Annotated in this window: 17 protein-coding genes; 7 read left to right on the top strand and 10 right to left on the bottom strand. The window is 70.1% G+C overall.

What is annotated here, in order from left to right:
- Nucleotides 1-1,029 (top strand): recombination regulator RecX, encoded by a 1,029-nt coding sequence (gene recX / locus J8N05_RS33095; protein ID WP_210889288.1) that lies wholly within the window; start codon nucleotides 1-3, stop codon nucleotides 1,027-1,029.
- 212 nt (nucleotides 1,030-1,241) lie between these two features.
- Here recX and J8N05_RS33090 read toward each other — a convergent pair whose 3' ends face one another.
- The 8 genes from J8N05_RS33090 to J8N05_RS33060 all read right to left on the bottom strand — a co-directional run bounded on the left by J8N05_RS33090 (nucleotide 1,242) and on the right by J8N05_RS33060 (nucleotide 7,579).
- Nucleotides 1,242-1,652: a rhodanese-like domain-containing protein gene (locus J8N05_RS33090; RefSeq protein WP_407699950.1), complete on the bottom strand. Its 411-nt coding sequence runs from the start codon at nucleotides 1,650-1,652 to the stop codon at nucleotides 1,242-1,244.
- Nucleotides 1,649-2,200 (bottom strand): cupin domain-containing protein, encoded by a 552-nt coding sequence (locus J8N05_RS33085; RefSeq protein ID WP_210889287.1) that lies wholly within the window; start codon nucleotides 2,198-2,200, stop codon nucleotides 1,649-1,651. Before J8N05_RS33085 ends, J8N05_RS33090 begins: the two co-directional genes overlap by 4 nt.
- 81 nt (nucleotides 2,201-2,281) lie before the next feature.
- A complete protein-coding gene (locus J8N05_RS48095) occupies nucleotides 2,282-2,353 on the bottom strand; it encodes a putative leader peptide (protein WP_309544753.1) in 72 nt (23 codons plus the stop codon).
- 104 nt (nucleotides 2,354-2,457) lie between these two features.
- Entirely contained in the window at nucleotides 2,458-4,053 is a 1,596-nt protein-coding gene (locus tag J8N05_RS33080; RefSeq protein ID WP_210889284.1) for an FAD-dependent monooxygenase, read from the bottom strand.
- A gap of 203 nt (nucleotides 4,054-4,256) precedes the next feature.
- A complete protein-coding gene (locus J8N05_RS33075) occupies nucleotides 4,257-5,150 on the bottom strand; it encodes an amino acid ABC transporter permease (RefSeq protein WP_210889283.1) in 894 nt (297 codons plus the stop codon).
- On the bottom strand, nucleotides 5,147-5,812 hold the full coding sequence (locus tag J8N05_RS33070; protein WP_210889281.1) for an amino acid ABC transporter permease: 666 nt from the start codon (nucleotides 5,810-5,812) through the stop codon (nucleotides 5,147-5,149). Before J8N05_RS33070 ends, J8N05_RS33075 begins: the two co-directional genes overlap by 4 nt.
- A gap of 89 nt (nucleotides 5,813-5,901) precedes the next feature.
- The gene (locus tag J8N05_RS33065; protein WP_210889280.1) at nucleotides 5,902-6,744 is read right to left on the bottom strand and encodes a glutamate ABC transporter substrate-binding protein; all 843 of its coding nucleotides are present in this window, start codon (nucleotides 6,742-6,744) and stop codon (nucleotides 5,902-5,904) included.
- A gap of 58 nt (nucleotides 6,745-6,802) precedes the next feature.
- Nucleotides 6,803-7,579, bottom strand: coding sequence for an amino acid ABC transporter ATP-binding protein (locus J8N05_RS33060; protein WP_210889278.1), 777 nt, complete (start codon nucleotides 7,577-7,579; stop codon nucleotides 6,803-6,805).
- Between the two features lie 313 nt (nucleotides 7,580-7,892).
- On the opposite strand from J8N05_RS33060, the gene J8N05_RS33055 reads away from it, so the two are divergent.
- Together J8N05_RS33055 and J8N05_RS33050 are read left to right on the top strand one after the other, a co-directional pair.
- Nucleotides 7,893-8,579 (top strand): response regulator transcription factor, encoded by a 687-nt coding sequence (locus J8N05_RS33055; protein WP_210889277.1) that lies wholly within the window; start codon nucleotides 7,893-7,895, stop codon nucleotides 8,577-8,579.
- Between the two features lie 9 nt (nucleotides 8,580-8,588).
- Nucleotides 8,589-9,995, top strand: a complete 1,407-nt coding sequence (locus tag J8N05_RS33050) for a sensor histidine kinase (RefSeq protein WP_210889275.1) — start codon at nucleotides 8,589-8,591, stop codon at nucleotides 9,993-9,995.
- 78 nt (nucleotides 9,996-10,073) lie between these two features.
- On the opposite strand, the gene J8N05_RS33045 is transcribed toward J8N05_RS33050, so the two are convergent.
- Nucleotides 10,074-11,069 carry a TAXI family TRAP transporter solute-binding subunit gene (locus J8N05_RS33045; protein WP_210889273.1) on the bottom strand — a complete coding sequence of 332 codons (996 nt, stop codon included), beginning with the start codon at nucleotides 11,067-11,069 and terminating at the stop codon, nucleotides 10,074-10,076.
- A gap of 135 nt (nucleotides 11,070-11,204) precedes the next feature.
- On the opposite strand from J8N05_RS33045, the gene miaB reads away from it, so the two are divergent.
- Genes miaB through J8N05_RS33030 form a run of 3 tightly spaced genes read left to right on the top strand, consistent with a single transcriptional unit; the run spans nucleotide 11,205 to nucleotide 13,823 of the window.
- The gene (gene miaB / locus J8N05_RS33040) at nucleotides 11,205-12,725 is read left to right on the top strand and encodes a tRNA (N6-isopentenyl adenosine(37)-C2)-methylthiotransferase MiaB (RefSeq protein WP_210889271.1); all 1,521 of its coding nucleotides are present in this window, start codon (nucleotides 11,205-11,207) and stop codon (nucleotides 12,723-12,725) included.
- Nucleotides 12,726-12,760: 35 nt separating this feature from the next.
- A complete protein-coding gene (locus tag J8N05_RS33035; protein WP_210889269.1) occupies nucleotides 12,761-13,030 on the top strand; it encodes a hypothetical protein in 270 nt (89 codons plus the stop codon).
- 34 nt (nucleotides 13,031-13,064) lie between these two features.
- Entirely contained in the window at nucleotides 13,065-13,823 is a 759-nt protein-coding gene (locus J8N05_RS33030; protein ID WP_210889267.1) for a class III extradiol dioxygenase subunit B-like domain-containing protein, read from the top strand.
- Nucleotides 13,824-14,392: 569 nt separating this feature from the next.
- On the opposite strand, the gene J8N05_RS33025 is transcribed toward J8N05_RS33030, so the two are convergent.
- Nucleotides 14,393-14,755, bottom strand: a complete 363-nt coding sequence (locus J8N05_RS33025) for a hypothetical protein (protein ID WP_210889265.1) — start codon at nucleotides 14,753-14,755, stop codon at nucleotides 14,393-14,395.
- A 183-nt stretch (nucleotides 14,756-14,938) separates the two neighbouring features.
- Here J8N05_RS33025 and miaA point away from each other — a divergent pair, with 183 nt between their 5' ends.
- Nucleotides 14,939-15,877: a tRNA (adenosine(37)-N6)-dimethylallyltransferase MiaA gene (gene miaA / locus J8N05_RS33020; protein ID WP_210889263.1), complete on the top strand. Its 939-nt coding sequence runs from the start codon at nucleotides 14,939-14,941 to the stop codon at nucleotides 15,875-15,877.
- The last annotated feature ends 26 nt before the right edge of the window (nucleotides 15,878-15,903 follow it).

Below are 15,903 nucleotides of genomic sequence, written 5' to 3'. Positions count from 1 at the left end.
GTGACACGACGAACGGACTGGGCCGAGTACGTCTACCCCGCAGCCCCTGAAGGGCAGGGCCAGGGTCGCGGGGGAGACTTCGGCTCTGCCGGCAGAGGTGGCGAGGACGAAGACGGCAGTGGGTACGAGGACGGTGGACCGTACGGCGGGGATGAGCCGTTCGGTCCCGGCGCCTCGGGATCGGGATCGGGCACGGGCGCGGGCACGAACGGGGGATACGGCGAGCGCGGGGATCACCGGTCTGTAGATGGTCGGCGAGGCGGCCGTGGTAGGTCGCGCGGTGACGGCTCGCGGGAAAGCGGCGGTTCATCGGGCGTCGGCTCAGGGCCCGGCGCCGGCGAGTGGCCGTACGGGGGCGGGGACGGGGACGGAGGAGACCGGGACGGGGCGCGGGACGAGGGCGCTCCGGGGCGTGGAGGCCGCGCCCGGCGGGGGCGGGGCCGGCGCAGTGGCTTCGGAGAGTCGTCCGGCGACGCACAGGACGGAGGCGCCCCTTCCTCGTCGAGGGCCGAGAAGGCGGAGCAGCCAAAGGACCCGGCTGAGCAGGCGCGGGCGATCTGTCTGCGCCTGCTCACCGGGACCGCGCGGACGCGCAAGCAGCTGGCGGACGCGTTGAGCAAGCGCGAGATCCCGGACGACGTGGCGGACGAGGTGCTGTCACGCTTCGAAGAGGTCGGGCTGATCAACGACAGCGCCTTCGCGGAGGCCTGGGTGGAGTCCCGCCATCACGGCAGGGGTCTCGCCCGGCGGGCACTCGCCCAGGAGCTGCGGACCAAGGGCGTGGACCCCACGTTGATCGACGAGGCGGTCGCGCAACTCGACTCCGACCAGGAGGAGGAGACCGCACGCGCACTCGTGGAGCGCAAGCTGCGTGCCACACGCGGTCTCGACCGTGACAAGCGCATTCGGCGCCTCGCGGGCATGCTCGCCCGCAAGGGCTACTCCCAGGGCATCGCCCTGCGCGTGGTCCGCCAGGCGCTTGAAGAAGAGGGCGAGGACGCGGAGTTCCTCGGCGACGAGGAGTTCTGAAGGAGCCGAGAGGCTTCACCAGGGGGATTTCGGTCCCTGCGATTCCGAGGCAGGGTCCGGGCACGGTGGACGCGCGGGGGCGCCCATCGCGCTCGGGCCCGGCCCCGGAGCGTGAGGTGGGGGTGGGTGTCCCCCCCCCTCAGGAAGCTGGGTGACCGTCTGTGTGCAGATACCTGTGCACAGACGGTGCCGTAGGCCGAGGCCGATGTCTCCTAGGCCGTAGCCGTAGTCGTTTCCACCGGCAGGCCCGCCGTTCGCCAGGCCTGGAAGCCTCCCACCAGGTCCGTGGCCCGGTGCAGTCCCAGCTGCCGCAGAGAGACGGCGGCGAGGCTCGACGCGTAGCCCTCGTTGCAGACGATCACGACGCGCAGGTCGTGACTCGTGGCCTCGGGCGCGCGATGGCTGCCCTGCGGGTCGAGCCGCCACTCCAGTTCGTTGCGCTCGACGACGAGCGCGCCAGGGATCAGGCCGTCGCGCTCACGCAGTGCCGCGTACCGGATGTCGACGAGCAGGGCGTCGCCCGCCTGTGCCGCGTCGTGGGCGGCCTCCGCCTCGACCCGGGCCAGGTCCGCGCGGACCCGCTCCAGCAACTCGTCGATCCCCACGGGGAGTTCGGCCGTCACTGCCAGTCCTCGGGGCGCTCGACCTGCTCCAGGCGCAGGATCTGGCCGGTGCGGCTGTAGCGGCTGATCCGGGGGAGCGGCGGGTAGTACGCGTGCACGGAGACGGCGTGCTCCTCGGTGGACTCGTTGAGCACCTCGTGCACATGGTGCTGGCCGAACGAGCGGCCCTTGCCGGCCGACAGGCGGCGCTCACGGTCGATTCCCTCGTTGAGTTCGAGGGTCTTCCAGCCGTCGGTGGGCAGCCGTGCGACGAGCGAGTTCTCCTTGAGTTCGCCGGACGCGGTGAGGAACGCGCCCACCGACTCGGCGTGGTCGTGCCAGCCGGTACCCGTACCGGGCGGCCAGCCGATGAGCCAGGCCTCGCTGCCGCCAGGACCTTCGAGGCGTACCCACGTACGTCCCTCGGGATCGAGCGGCAGGGAGGCGATCAGTTCGGCGTCGGCGGCCGTGCGCCGTACGAAGTCCAGCAGTTCGGCCTGGGTGGGAGTACGGGCCTCGGTGGAGGCGGCGGAACCGGCGGAAGCGGGAACAGAAGGTGACACAGACACGGGTACCGTCCTGATGAGCGTTCGCGTGGGTGCGCGCGGCAGCCGAGGGGCCTCACGCGCGAGATTGCAGAGGATGCGAATTCAGCAGGACGGGCGACACACGCAGCCCGCATAGCGGACGAGGTCCATATGGACTCGCCGCCACAGGCGCACACAGGTGTCGGTCACGATCCGGAGTACACCATGACGGTGCGGGCCGGTCAACTCAGTGTCATTGGTTGGACAGCGGCCCTTGTCACAGGGGAAACAGGCGCCCTTCAGGACTTGCTCGCGGGCGCCTCCGCCGTGGTCCGGGGGCCGCCCAGAGCCGCCTCCGCGGCCTCGTACAGGTCGGCGGGACGGACCCCGCCGAACGCCGTGACCAGGTGCCCGTCCGGGCGGATCAGCAGCACGGTGTGCGCGGCCGCGCCCGGGTAGCTCTCGGCGACCAGCAGCTCGGCCCGGTGCGGCAGCGCGGTCACGGCGGCGGCGAGCCGCGGCATGATCCCGGCCGTCACCCAGTGCTTGCGGTCCCACACCACGGTCCCCGGCGCGATCAGCAGCACGAGCAGCGCGCCCCGGCCCAGCCGGTCGCGCAAGGCCACGGACGAACCGTCCTCCGCGGTCACCCGTACATCGGAGATCGCGGCACCCGGCGCCGTGTCGACCTCGACCGCGGACTCGGCGTGCGGAGGTGCGAGCGGTGAATAGGTGTGCGCCCCCGGCGCGCCCAGTGGTCCGCGCCCCAGGTGCCCGTCAGTGAGGAGGGCGTCATGGCCGCGGGCCGCCCCGGGCACCGCGGAACGCAGTCCTCCGCCGCGTAGCAGAGGCAGTGCCTGGTCGGCGGCGCGCAGGCGCGCGGCGACGATCGCGCGCCGTTCCACCTGGTAGCTGTCGAGCAGTGCCTCGTGCGGGCCGTGGTGCCAGGCGAGGGCCAGCTTCCACGCGAGGTTGTCGGCGTCCCGCAGACCCTCGTCGAGGCCCTGGGTGCCCAGTGCGCCGAGCAGATGCGCCGAGTCCCCGGCGAGGAAGACCCGGCCCGCCCGCCAGCGCCGCGCCAGCCGGTGGTGGACCGTGTGAACCCCGGTGTCGAGCAGCTCGTACGGCGGGGTGGTGCCCCCGCTCCAGCCCGCGAGGGTCTCCCGGACGCGTGCCACCAGGAGGTCCGGTGTGACCAGGTCCTTGCCGGGCGGCAGCAGCCAGTCCATGCGCCACACGTCGTCGGCGAGGGGGCGCGCGGTCACCTCGGAGACCGGGGGGCCCGAGGTCCGCCACGGCGGTGTGCGGTGCAGCAACGCTTCGCCGGGCCAGGGGAGTTCCGTACGCAGCGCGGCGACGGCGTGGCGTTCCACGGCCGTACGTCCCGGGAAACGGATGTCCTGGAGCTTGCGGACCGTCGAGCGGGGTCCGTCGCAGCCGACCAGGTAGCTGCCGCGCCACCAGGTGCCCTTGGGGCCCCGGGTGTGCGCGGTGACGCCTGCGGCCTCCTGCTCAAGAGAGTCGAGACGGCTCTCCGCGGCGACCCTGACCAGGCGTTCGGTCCCGATCGCCTCGCGCAGGGCGGCGGTCAGCACGTGCTGGGGGAGGTGCAGCAGTGCGGGATCGTCCTCGCCGAACGTGATCTCCCGCATCACCTGCTTGCGCCGCATCGACCGCCATCCGGACCAACGGAAGCCCGTCTCTGCGACGGGGAAGCCCGTCAGCCGCCCGATCAGCGCGGCCGTGTCCTCGCGCAGGACGGCCGTACGCGCGAGCCGCTGTTCGTCCTTGCCGGGGCCCTCGTCCAGGACGACCGAGGGGACCTCCTGGCGCGCGAGCGCCAGGGCGAGCGTGAGTCCTACGGGCCCCGCTCCGACGATGATCACCGGGTCCACGGCGCGGTGCCCCCTGCCCGGAGAGGCGTACTGGGTGTCCTACCGGGACTTGCAGGTGGAGCGGGGTACACGATCACAGAACGTATGCAACCTATTGCCGGTGCTTGCGTCAAGTGACGGAGGCAGTGGCGACGACGCCACTGCCTCCGGTTGCTCACATCTCGTCAGTTCTGCGCCGGGCGTGCCCTGTTCGCAGGGCTTGCCTACTTCTGGCCGCCCACGTGCTCACCCGGCGTGCTGAGCTCCTCCACCGCGTCCGCGGTGACGACCGCGCCGGTGGACCTCTTGCCCTGGCGCAGCCGGCGTTCCAGCCAGCTCGCGAAGCTCGTGAGCGAGAAGTTGATCGCGATGAAGATCAGCGCCACGACCGTGAAGCTGGCGAGGGTGTTGGCGCCGTAGTACGCGCTCATCGGGCTGACGGAGGCCATCAGCTCGGAGAAGGTGAGGACCGCGCCACCGAGGGCGGTGTCCTTCACGATCACCACGAGCTGGCTGACGATCGCCGGCAGCATCGCCGTGACCGCCTGCGGCAGCAGGATGAACCGCATGGTCTGGTTCTTGCGCAGACCGATGGCCGACGCGGCCTCGGCCTGGCCCCTGGGCAGCGACAGGATGCCCGCCCGGACGATCTCGGCGAGGACCGAGGCGTTGTAGAGCACCAGACCCGTGACGACCGCGTACAGCGGACGGTCGTCCGTGCTGACGTTCGTGTACTCCGCGAACAGCGCCAGACCGAAGATCATCAGGACCAGCACCGGGATGGAGCGGAAGAACTCGACCACCACACCGGCCGTACCACGCACCCACACGTGGTCGGACAGCCGGGCGATACCGAGGACCGCTCCGAGCGGCAGGGCGATGATCATGGCGAGCGCCGCAGCCTTCAGGGTGTTCTGCAGCCCCGGCCAGAGGTAGGTGCTCCAGGCCTCCCCGTGGAAGAAGGGCTTCCACAGCTCCCACGCGAGCTGGCCCTTCTCGTCCAGCACGCCGTACATCCACCACAGCAGCGCGGCGAGGACGGCGACGAACACCACCGAGATGACGAGGTTCCGCCGCTTGGCTTTGGGGCCCTGCGAGTCGTAGAGGACCGAGCTCATCGTTTCACCGCCACCTTCTTGCTCACCCAGCCGAGGATCAGACCGGTCGGCAGTGTCAGACAGACGAATCCGAACGCGAAGACCGCGGAGATCAGGACGAGTTGAGCCTCGTTCTCGATCATCTCCTTCATCAGCAGCGCGGCCTCGGCGACGCCGATGGCGGCGGCCACCGTGGTGTTCTTCGTCAATGCGATCAGGACGTTGGCCAGCGGACCGACGACCGAACGGAACGCCTGCGGCAGCACGACCAGAGTGAGCACCTGCGTGAAGTTCAGACCGAGGGCACGTGCGGCCTCGGCCTGGCCGACGGGCACCGTGTTGATGCCCGACCGCAGCGCCTCACACACGAACGCCGAGGTGTACGCGATCAGACCGAGCACCGCGAGCCGGAAGTTGGTGGTGTCGGTCACGTTCGAGCCGAGTTCGACCCCGAACGTCTGGTTGAGACCCAAAGACGTGAACAGGATGATGACCGTCAGCGGAATGTTCCGCACGACATTGACATAGGCGGTACCGAAACCGCGCATGAGAGGCACCGGACCGACCCGCATGGCGGCCAGCAGAGTTCCCCAGATCAGGGAGCCGACGGCGGACAGGACGGTCAGCTGCACCGTCGTCCAGAAGGCTTCCCACAGGTTGTAACCTTCAAGAAAATCGAACACGATCTCCCGTGCTTCCGCGTGTGGGGAGGGCCCTCCTGACGGGCGCGCCGCCCCGAGGGGACGACGCACCGGTCAGGTCGGATCCCGCTTTACTTGACGACGTTGCCGATCTTCGGCGCCGGCTCGTTCTTGTAGTCGGCCGGACCGAAGTTGGCCTCGACGGCCTTGTCCCACGACTTGTCGGAGACCATCTTCTCCAGGGCGCTGTCGATCTTCGCCTTGAGGTCGCTGCCCTTCTTGACGCCGATGCCGTAGTTCTCGTTGGTCATCTTGAAGCCGCCGAGCTTGAACTTGCCCTTGAAGTTCGACTGCGAGGCGTAACCCGCGAGGATCGAGTCGTCCGTGGTCAGCGCGTCGATGGCGCCGCTCTGCAGACCGGTCAGACACGCGGAGTACGTCGGGTACTGCTGCAGCTGGGCCTTCGGGGCGAGCTTGTCCTTGACGTTCTGCGCCGAGGTCGAGCCGGTGACCGAACACAGCTTCTTGCTGTTGAGGTCCTCCGGCGACTTGATGTCCTTGTCGTCGGCGCGGACCAGCACGTCCTGGTGGGCGAGGAGGTACGGGCCGGCGAAGTCGACCTTCGCGGCGCGCTCGTCGTTGATCGAGTAGGAGGCGGCGATGAAGTCGACGTCACCACGCTGGAGCATGGTCTCGCGGTCGGCGCTCTTCGCTTCCTTCCACTGGATCTGGTCCTCGCTGTAGCCGAGCTCCTTGGCGACGTACGTCGCGACGTCGACGTCGAAGCCCGCGTAGCCGTCCGGCGTTTTCTGGCCGATGCCGGGCTGGTCGAACTTGATGCCGATGGTGATCTTCTTGTTGCCACCCCCGGAGGAGCTGCTGCTGTCGTCCTTGTCGTCGGAACCGCACGCGGTGGCGGCGACAGCGAGTGCGAGGACGGCGGCCGAGGCGGCGGTGACCCTGCGGAGCTTCATGGTGAACATCCTTTGAGTGGTGAAGAAGTGCGATCCGGCGTGCGGGTGCCGTAGGTCGTCAGTGGTGCAGGATCTTCGACAGGAAGTCCTTCGCCCGGTCACTGCGCGGATTGCTGAAGAACTGGTCCGGCACAGCCTCTTCGACGATGCGTCCGTCCGCCATGAAGACGACGCGGTTGGCCGCCGAACGGGCGAATCCCATCTCGTGGGTGACTACGACCATCGTCATCCCGTCACGCGCGAGCTGCTGCATGACTTCCAGGACCTCGTTGATCATCTCCGGGTCGAGAGCCGACGTCGGCTCGTCGAAGAGCATGACCTTGGGGCCCATCGCCAGCGCCCGGGCGATCGCGACACGCTGCTGCTGTCCGCCGGAGAGCTGCGCGGGGTACTTGTCGGCCTGGGCGGCGACACCGACCCGGTCGAGCAGGCCGCGGGCCTTCTCCTCGGCTTCCTTCTTGTCCGCCTTGCGAACCTTGAGCTGGCCCAGCATCACGTTTTCGAGCACTGTCTTGTGCGCGAACAGATTGAACGACTGGAACACCATGCCGACGTCCGCACGCAGACGGGCGAGTGCCTTGCCCTCCTCGGGCAGTGGCTTCCCGTCGATCGTGATGGATCCCGACTCGATCGACTCCAGACGGTTGATCGCGCGACACAGGGTGGACTTTCCGGACCCGGAGGGTCCGATGACCACGACAACCTCACCACGGGCGATGGTCAGATCGATGTCCTGAAGTACATGCAACGCACCGAAGTGCTTGTTCACGTTCTTCAGCACGACCAGATCATCGGCCGCGGGCAGGGCGTCCTTGGTCACCGATACTTCGGTCATCGGCCTCTAGCTCCGTCCTCCTCGGTTGCGGAGGACAGTAGTAACGCCGCACGATCAGCGTCATTACATCTGAGGGGAAATTGAGCATAACGATCCGGCGGCAAACAGACACTCTTCGTGAAGGCCGCCTCGGGCGCGTACCGGCTGCGTAACGGATGCGGGCCGCGCCCCGAACATGCTTGACGCCGTCCGCGTCCATCGGCCTGACTGCCAGGGAACACGCGCGCGTGGCCGTGTCCGACCACCGGGAACGCATGTCTATCCACTGTCTATGCACCGACAACGTACGCACGATGAACTGAAGGGGGCCGAAATGAGACTGCTCCTCGTCGAGGACGACAACCACGTCGCAGCCGCTCTGTCCGCGGTCCTCGCCCGCCACGGCTTCGCCGTCACCCACGCCCGCAGTGGCGAGGAGGCACTCCAGGCACTCGTCCCGGAGGGCAACGGCTTCGGAGTGGTACTCCTCGACCTCGGGCTGCCCGACCAGGACGGATACGAGGTCTGCGGCAAGATCCGCAAGCGGACCAGTACGCCCGTGATCATGGTCACCGCGCGCGCGGACGTACGCTCGCGGATCCACGGACTCAACCTCGGCGCCGACGACTACGTGGTGAAGCCCTACGACACCGGGGAACTCCTCGCCCGTATCCACGCCGTCGCCCGGCGCACCGTCCCCGACGACACGGCGGCCCCCGCCGACGACGCGCTGCACCTCGGGTCCGTACGCATCGAGCTGCCCACCCGGCAGGTCAGCGTCGACGGTTCGGTCGTCCAGCTGACCCGCAAGGAGTTCGACCTGCTGGCGCTTCTCGCCCAGCGGCCCGGAGTGGTGTTCCGGCGGGAGCAGATCATCAGCGAGGTCTGGCGCACCAGCTGGGAGGGGACCGGCCGCACCCTGGAGGTGCATGTCGCGTCACTGCGTTCCAAGCTGCGCATGCCCGCCCTGATCGAGACCGTGCGCGGCGTCGGCTACCGGCTCGTCGCGCCCGCCGCGTAGCGGGCCCCGGTGCGCACACGCCTTCTTCCGCTGCTCATCGTGCTGATGGCGGCCATCCTGCTCGCCCTGGGCATCCCCCTCGCCGCGAGCCTGGCGGCCGCCCAGCAGCAGAAGGTCGTCGTCGACCGCATCGACGACACGGCACGCTTCGCGTCCCTGGCGCAGTTCGTGGCCGACCGCCCGGAGGGCTCACGGGTCAGCGCCACCGAACAGCGCGGCGAGACGCTCCGGCAGGAACTGCACACGTACCAGAAGCTGTACGGGATCAACGCGGGTGTCTTCTACCGCGACGACGACATCATGGCCAACGCGCCCGAGGACTGGACCATCCCCAGGAAGGGCGAGGTCCGCGCCGCCTTCGACGAAGCGCTCCAGAGCCGCCGCAGTCATGATCCGGAGCAGGTCTGGCCGTGGCAGCGGGACCGTCTCGTGGTCGCGTCCCCCGTCATCCGGGACGGTGACGTCGTCGCGGTGGTGGTCACCGACTCGCCCACCGGACAGATGCGGTCCAGGATCCTGCACGGCTGGCTCGTCATCGGCGCCGGCGAGATCGGCGCGATGCTCCTCGCGCTGGGCGCCGCGCTGCGTCTGACCGGCTGGGTGCTGCGGCCCGTGCGCGTCCTGGACGCCACCACCCACGACATCGCGACCGGCCGTCTGAAGTCCCGGGTCGCCGCCGCCGGCGGACCGCCGGAACTCAGGCGGCTGGCCCGGTCGTTCAACGAGATGGCCGACAACGTCCAGGAAGTCCTGGAGCAGCAGCGCGCCTTTGTCGCCGACGCCTCCCACCAACTGCGCAACCCCCTGTCCGCCCTGCTGCTGCGCATCGAACTGCTCGCGCTGGAACTGCCCGAGGGCAACGAGGAGATCGGCGCCGTCCGTACGGAGGGCAAGCGCCTGGCCCATGTCCTGGACGACCTCCTGGACCTCGCCCTCGCCGAGCACGCCGACGCGGACCTGCGGCTCACCGACATCGGCGAGCTCACCGCCGAACGCGTGGCGTCCTGGTCGCCGGTCGCCGACGACAAGGGCGTACGGCTCGTGGGGACGTGCCCCGCCACGACCGCCTGGGTCGATGCCGTCGCGCTGTCCAGCGCCCTGGACGCGGTCATCGACAACGCGCTGAAGTTCACGCCCGAGGGGGAGTCCGTCGGGGTCGCGGTGGCCTCGAACGGCGAGGTCTCGACGATCGTCGTCACCGATCACGGCCCCGGTCTGAGCGACGAGGACCTGGCCCGCGTCGGTGACCGCTTCTGGCGCAGCGCGGGCCACCAGAACATCAAGGGCTCGGGACTCGGCCTGTCGATCTCCCGGGCGCTGCTCTCCGCGGGCGGCGGCTCCATCGCGTACGCCCACCACGAGCCGCACGGGCTGAAGGTGACCGTCACGGTCCCCCGGACGGTGCTCGGGGCCTGAGAGGGCGTACAGGGGCCTCCAGGAGGCCTCCAGGGGCCGGGGGAGGGTGTGCTCGGGAGCCCGTCTCCGGCCGGGCGGCTACGGCTTGTTCGAGCGGTAGTAGCGCTGTGCGCCCTCGTGCAGGTCCAGGGGGTCGGTGTAGATGGCGGTCCTCAGGTCCACGCGCTGTGCGGCGTGCACCTGCTTGCCGATGCGGTCGCGGCTGTTGATCACTGTCCTGGTCATGCCCTCGGTGAGCGTCGCGTCCGTTCCGGCCCGCGTCACCAGGAGGTTCGCCACCGCCACCGTCTGGACCGCGGCGTTGTTGCGTTCCCCGTGGTACGTGTCCGCCGGCATGAGGGCCGACCGGTAGTAGCTGGACCCCGCGCCCGGCTTGTGCAGCCTCGCGACCAGATCGGCCGTGATCGGGACCAGCTTGATGTCGAAACGCTTGGAGAGCTCGCTCACGGCGCCGGTCGGGAGTCCGCCGGACCAGAAGAACGCGTCGATCTTCTTCTCTTCCAGCATCTCCGGCATGTCCGAGATACCGGCGTACACCGGTTTGACGTCCTTCGGGCCGAGGTCGGCCGCCGCCAGCACGTGCTCCGCGATCAGGAGCACCCCGGAGCCCGGCTGTCCCATCGCCACCCGCTTGCCCTTCAGGTCCGCGATGGAGTCCACGCGGGAGTCCTCGGGAACGACCACGTGCACGTAGTCGTCGTACAGCCGCGCGCAGCCGCGCAGCTGGTCCGCGCCGGGTTTGCCGCTGTCCATGTACTTCTCGACCGCGTCGGCCGCGGCGATGGTGAAGTCGGCCTTTCCGGTGGCCACCCGTTCCACGTTCTCCTGGGAGCCCTCGCTCTGTTCCAGGTCCACGTCCAGGCGCGGCATGTCCTTGGCGAGCGCGTCCTGCAGCAGGTTTCCGTACAGCTGGTACACGCCGGTCCGTGTCCCCGTACTGAAGACGACCTTCCCGCCCGGTGAGCTCTCGCCCAGCGGCAGCAGCCACCACAGGAGCAGCCCGAAGGCCACGAAGGCGGCGGCCGAACCCTGCAGGGCCCGGCGTCGGCCGAGGGGGGAGAGTGCCTGGAACATGCGCGCGATCCTGCCAGCTCACCGGCCCGGATGACCAGGGCGGTGGCTACGGAGCGCACGCGGGGCTCCATCGGGTGGGGCGCACGCGGTACCCATGGGGCGGGGTGCACTCCGGGCACCGCCTACCCTTGTCACATGAGCAGCAGTGACCGGAGCCGGGCAGTGGACCTGACCAGAACGTATGAAGTGCGTACTTACGGATGTCAGATGAACGTCCACGACTCCGAGCGGCTGTCCGGGCTGCTGGAGGGTGCCGGTTACGTACGTGCTCCCGAAGGCTCCGACGGTGACGCCGACGTCGTCGTCTTCAACACCTGCGCGGTGCGGGAGAACGCCGACAACCGCCTCTACGGGAACCTCGGCAGGCTCGCGCCGATGAAGACGAAGCGGCCCGGCATGCAGATCGCCGTCGGCGGCTGTCTCGCCCAGAAGGACCGCGACACCATCGTGAAGAGGGCGCCCTGGGTGGACGTCGTCTTCGGGACGCACAACATCGGCAAACTCCCCGTCCTCCTGGAGCGCGCCCGCGTCCAGGAAGAGGCGCAGGTAGAGATCGCCGAGTCGCTGGAGGCGTTCCCGTCGACACTGCCGACCCGCCGCGAGAGCGCGTACGCGGCCTGGGTGTCCATCTCCGTCGGCTGCAACAACACGTGCACCTTCTGCATCGTCCCGGCGCTGCGCGGCAAGGAGAAGGACCGCAGGACCGGCGACATCCTCGCCGAGATCGAGGCCCTCGTCGGCGAGGGCGTCTCCGAGATCACCCTGCTCGGCCAGAACGTCAACGCCTACGGCTCCGACATCGGCGACCGTGAGGCCTTCAGCAAGCTCCTGCGGGCCTGCGGGAAGATCGACGGCCTGGAGCGCGTGCGCTTCACCTCGCCGCACCCGCGCGACTTCACGGACGACGTCATCGCCGCGATGGCCGAGACACCGAACGTCATGCCGCAGCTCCACATGCCGATGCAGTCCGGTTCGGACACCGTCCTGAAGGCGATGCGCCGCTCGTACCGGCAGGAGCGGTTCCTCGGGATCATCGACAAGGTGCGCGCCTCGATCCCGCACGCCGCGATCACCACCGACATCATCGTGGGCTTCCCCGGCGAGACCGAGGAGGACTTCGAGCAGACCCTCCACGCGGTCCGCGAGGCCCGCTTCGCGCAGGCGTTCACGTTCCAGTACTCCAAGCGTCCCGGTACCCCGGCGGCCACGATGGAGGGGCAGATCCCCAAGGAGGTCGTGCAGGAGCGCTACATGCGCCTGTCGGCCCTCCAGGAGGAGATCTCCTGGGACGAGAACAAGAAGCAGGTCGGCCGCACCCTGGAGCTGATGGTCGCCGAGGGCGAGGGCCGCAAGGACGGCGCCACGCACCGCCTCTCCGGGCGCGCTCCCGACAACCGCCTGGTGCACTTCACCAAGCCCGACACCGAGGTCCGCCCCGGGGACGTCGTCACCGTGGAGATCACGTACGCCGCCCCGCACCACCTCCTCGCCGAGGGCGCCCCGCTGGACGTCCGTCGCACGCGCGCGGGGGACGCCTGGGAGAAGCGCAACACCGCTGAGGCCGCGAAGCCGGCCGGCGTCATGCTGGGGCTGCCGCAGATCGGCGTCCCGGAGCCGCTGCCGGCCGTCACGGGCAGTGGTTGCGGTCTGGACTGACGGCCTGGCACATTACGGGTGGGAAGGAGCATGACGTGCTGCCCTACAGAGTTGCGTTCACCGAAGAGGCTGCCCAGGTGCGCGACAGCCTGCCCGCCGACCGGCGCGACGTGCTGGAGCGGGGCCTGGCCATACTGGTGACCGAGCCGCGGCACAAGCTCTCCCATTCCGTTCGCGGTGACGAGGCGACGCGCGAGATCGCGTTGTCGCGCAACCTGTTCGTGGAGTACGTGATCAGCGACGGGAAACTGGTCGTTCTCGTGCTCACCCTCATCGACCTCACCGACGTGCTGATCGAGGACTGACACCCGGCCGCCGCGCGGGGTTACGCTGCCGATCATGCTTGTCGCCGCCGCCGTGTGCCCCTGTCCGCCCCTGCTCGTGCCCGACGTGGCCGCGGGGGCCGCGCCCGAACTCGACGCCGCACGTGCCGCCTGCACGGACGCCCTGGGGGTACTGGCCGCCGCCCGCCCGGACCGGCTGGTGGTCGTCGGACCCGCCGAGGAGAGTGGGCGCGGGCCGCATCCGGAGGGCTCGCACGGTTCGTTCCGCGGCTTCGGTGTCGACCTCGACGTGCGGCTCGGCGGGAACGGGCGCCGGAACGGGACCGGGGCGTCCGAGGGCCCCGCCGAGCCCTCCGCCGCGGTCGCCGGACGGATGCTGCCGGCCTCGCTGGCCGTCGCCGCCTGGCTGCTCGGCCGTACGGACTGGTCCGACGCTCCCGTCGAGGGCATCGGCGTGGGGGAACCGCTCGCCGCCGAGCGGTGTATCCAAGTCGGGCGGCAGATCGCCGCCGGCCCCGGGCGAGTGGCGCTGCTGGTGATGGGCGACTCCAGCGCGTGCCGCACGCTCAAGGCGCCGGGCTATCTGGACGAGCGGGCGGCGGGCTTCGACGCGGAGGCCGCGCGTGCGCTGGGCACGGCGGACGTGGCCGCGCTCAAGTCCCTGGACGCGGAGCTGGCGTACGAACTGAAGGTGTCGGGGCGGGCGCCGTGGCAGGTGTTGGCGGGCGCGGCCGAGGAAGCGGCCCTCCATGGCACGCTGCTGTACGAGGACGCCCCTTACGGCGTCGGCTACGTGGTCGCGACCTGGTCGTAGCGTTGCTGGGGCTGGGGCTGGGGCTGGGGCTGGGGCTGGGGCCTGGGGCGGGACGGTGCGTGGGTCAGGGTGAAGCCAAAAGATTGCGCAGTTCCCCGCGCCCCTGGGGGCCGCGCGCCCATGGAATCTGCGGGCCGGTGGGGGTTGCTCGCGCAGTTCCCCGCGCCCCTAAAGGCGAAAAGACTGCGCGAGGGTTCAGGGGGCAAGGCAGGGCTGGGGGACGGGGCTGGGGGGCGACCGCGCCAAGCGCCTGCCAGCCCCGCCGGGCCCCTCAGGGGCGCGGGGAACTGCGCGCCCAGCCACAGCGCAGCCGCAGCCGAAAAGCGCCCCTCGCGGCCCGCGCAGCCCAAAGTGCCGAGCGCCTGCCAAACCGCGCCCAGCCGCAGCGCGCCCGCAGCCGAAAGGCACCCCTCGCGGCCCACGCAGCCCGCAGGGCCCCGCGTCCGTGCGAACACGGCGGACGCCCCGGAGCCACCATCGCTCCGGGGCCGTCCGCCGAAGTGTGGTCACGCCGAACGCCGCACGCCGAACGCGGCACCCGCGCGGGCGGCGAAGGCGTCACGCCGTCGCTACCGGGCGTTCTCGCCGACCTCGCTGTCGGCCGCCTCCTCGGCGGACTGCTGCTTGGGGATCTCGACGACCTCCGCCGCGGCCTCGCCGCTCCCGGCGGCCTCCGCAGCCGTGCTCTCCGCCGCGGACGCGCTCGAAGAAGCGGCCTCGGCGGCGGGAGCGGCGTCGGCGTCGACGGCCGCGGCCTCCGGCCCGGCCCCGGCGTCCGCGTCGGCCGAAACCGGCTCAGCCCCCGCTTCCGTCTGCTTCTCCGTCTCGGACCCGGCCTTCAGCCCGTCCGTCTGCGCCTCGGCGGCCGCCGCCTCCTCGGTCCCTTGGGATTCAGACCTCTCTTTGCGAAGAAGCCATGCAAAAACGCCCATTTCGTCTCCATAACCTGCTCGTGTGGGCGAAATTCCGCGTCGCCCGGTGCGTCCCATTGCGTCGCCCGGGGTCACCGGTCCTCGAAACCGGCGGCTGGAACCTCGCAACAGGCAACGACCCCGGACCCGTACCGTCACGTAGCTCGTTCGAGAAGTGGGCCCGAGGTTTGCGAGACTGTGACGGTGAGTAGAGCAGCTCCCGTTCCGCGGGTCATCGCCGTCGTGGGTCCCACCGCGGCCGGAAAGTCCGATCTCGGCGTCCATCTCGCCCAGCGCCTCGGCGGTGAGGTCGTCAACGCAGACTCGATGCAGCTCTACCGGGGGATGGACATCGGCACCGCCAAGCTGACGCCCGAGGAGCGCGGCGGTGTTCCCCATCACCTGCTGGACATCTGGGACGTCACGGTGACGGCGAGCGTCGCCGAGTACCAGCGCCTCGCGCGCATCCGCATCGACGCGCTGCTCGCGGAGGACCGCTGGCCCATCCTCGTCGGCGGCTCCGGCCTGTACGTCCGAGGCGCCGTCGACAACCTCGAATTCCCCGGTACGGATCCCGAGGTGCGGGCCCGTCTGGAGGAGGAGCTCACCCTGCGTGGCTCCGGCGCCCTGCACGCCCGGCTGGCCGTCGCCGACCCCGAGGCCGCCCACGCGATCCTGCCGAGCAACGGCCGCCGTATCGTCCGGGCCCTCGAAGTCATCGAGATCACCGGCAAACCCTTCACCGCCAACCTCCCGGGCCACGACTCCGTCTACGACACCCTGCAGATCGGTGTCGACGTGGCGCGCCCCGAGCTCGACGAGCGCATCGCCCGCCGTGTGGACCGCATGTGGGAGGGGGGCCTCGGCGAGGAAGTGCGCGCACTGGAGGCGCAAGGGTTGCGCGAGGGGCGTACGGCGTCGCGCGCGCTCGGCTACCAGCAGATGCTCACGGCGCTCTCCGGAGAGTGCACCGACGACGAGGCGCGGGCCGAGACCGTACGTGCCACCAAGCGCTTCGCGCGCCGTCAGGATTCGTGGTTCAGGCGCGATCCGCGGGTGCATTGGCTGAGTGGGGCCGCGGCGGATCTCACAGAACTTCCGCAGCTTGCGCTGGCGTTGGTCGAACGACCGGTCACAGCCTGATCACGTCCTGGCATCGGGACGCTCCG

Source organism: Streptomyces liliiviolaceus (genome assembly GCF_018070025.1).
Lineage (GTDB): Bacteria > Actinomycetota > Actinomycetes > Streptomycetales > Streptomycetaceae > Streptomyces > Streptomyces liliiviolaceus.
Note: the sequence above shows the minus strand (reverse complement) of the source record. Positions and strands in the feature narration are given on the sequence as shown.

What these genes read in the sequence shown, in the direction of transcription:
- J8N05_RS33075 (WP_210889283.1), bottom strand. Translation starts at nt 5,150, where the DNA reads ATGAGCTCGGTCCTCTACGACTCGCAGGGCCCCAAAGCCAAGCGGCGG.
- J8N05_RS33065 (WP_210889280.1), bottom strand. Translation starts at nt 6,744, where the DNA reads ATGAAGCTCCGCAGGGTCACCGCCGCCTCGGCCGCCGTCCTCGCACTC.
- J8N05_RS33060 (WP_210889278.1), bottom strand. Translation starts at nt 7,579, where the DNA reads ATGACCGAAGTATCGGTGACCAAGGACGCCCTGCCCGCGGCCGATGAT.
- J8N05_RS33055 (WP_210889277.1), top strand. Translation starts at nt 7,893, where the DNA reads ATGAGACTGCTCCTCGTCGAGGACGACAACCACGTCGCAGCCGCTCTG.
- J8N05_RS33045 (WP_210889273.1), bottom strand. Translation starts at nt 11,069, where the DNA reads ATGTTCCAGGCACTCTCCCCCCTCGGCCGACGCCGGGCCCTGCAGGGT.
- miaB (WP_210889271.1), top strand. Translation starts at nt 11,205, where the DNA reads ATGAGCAGCAGTGACCGGAGCCGGGCAGTGGACCTGACCAGAACGTAT.
- J8N05_RS33030 (WP_210889267.1), top strand. Translation starts at nt 13,065, where the DNA reads ATGCTTGTCGCCGCCGCCGTGTGCCCCTGTCCGCCCCTGCTCGTGCCC.
- J8N05_RS33025 (WP_210889265.1), bottom strand. Translation starts at nt 14,755, where the DNA reads ATGGGCGTTTTTGCATGGCTTCTTCGCAAAGAGAGGTCTGAATCCCAA.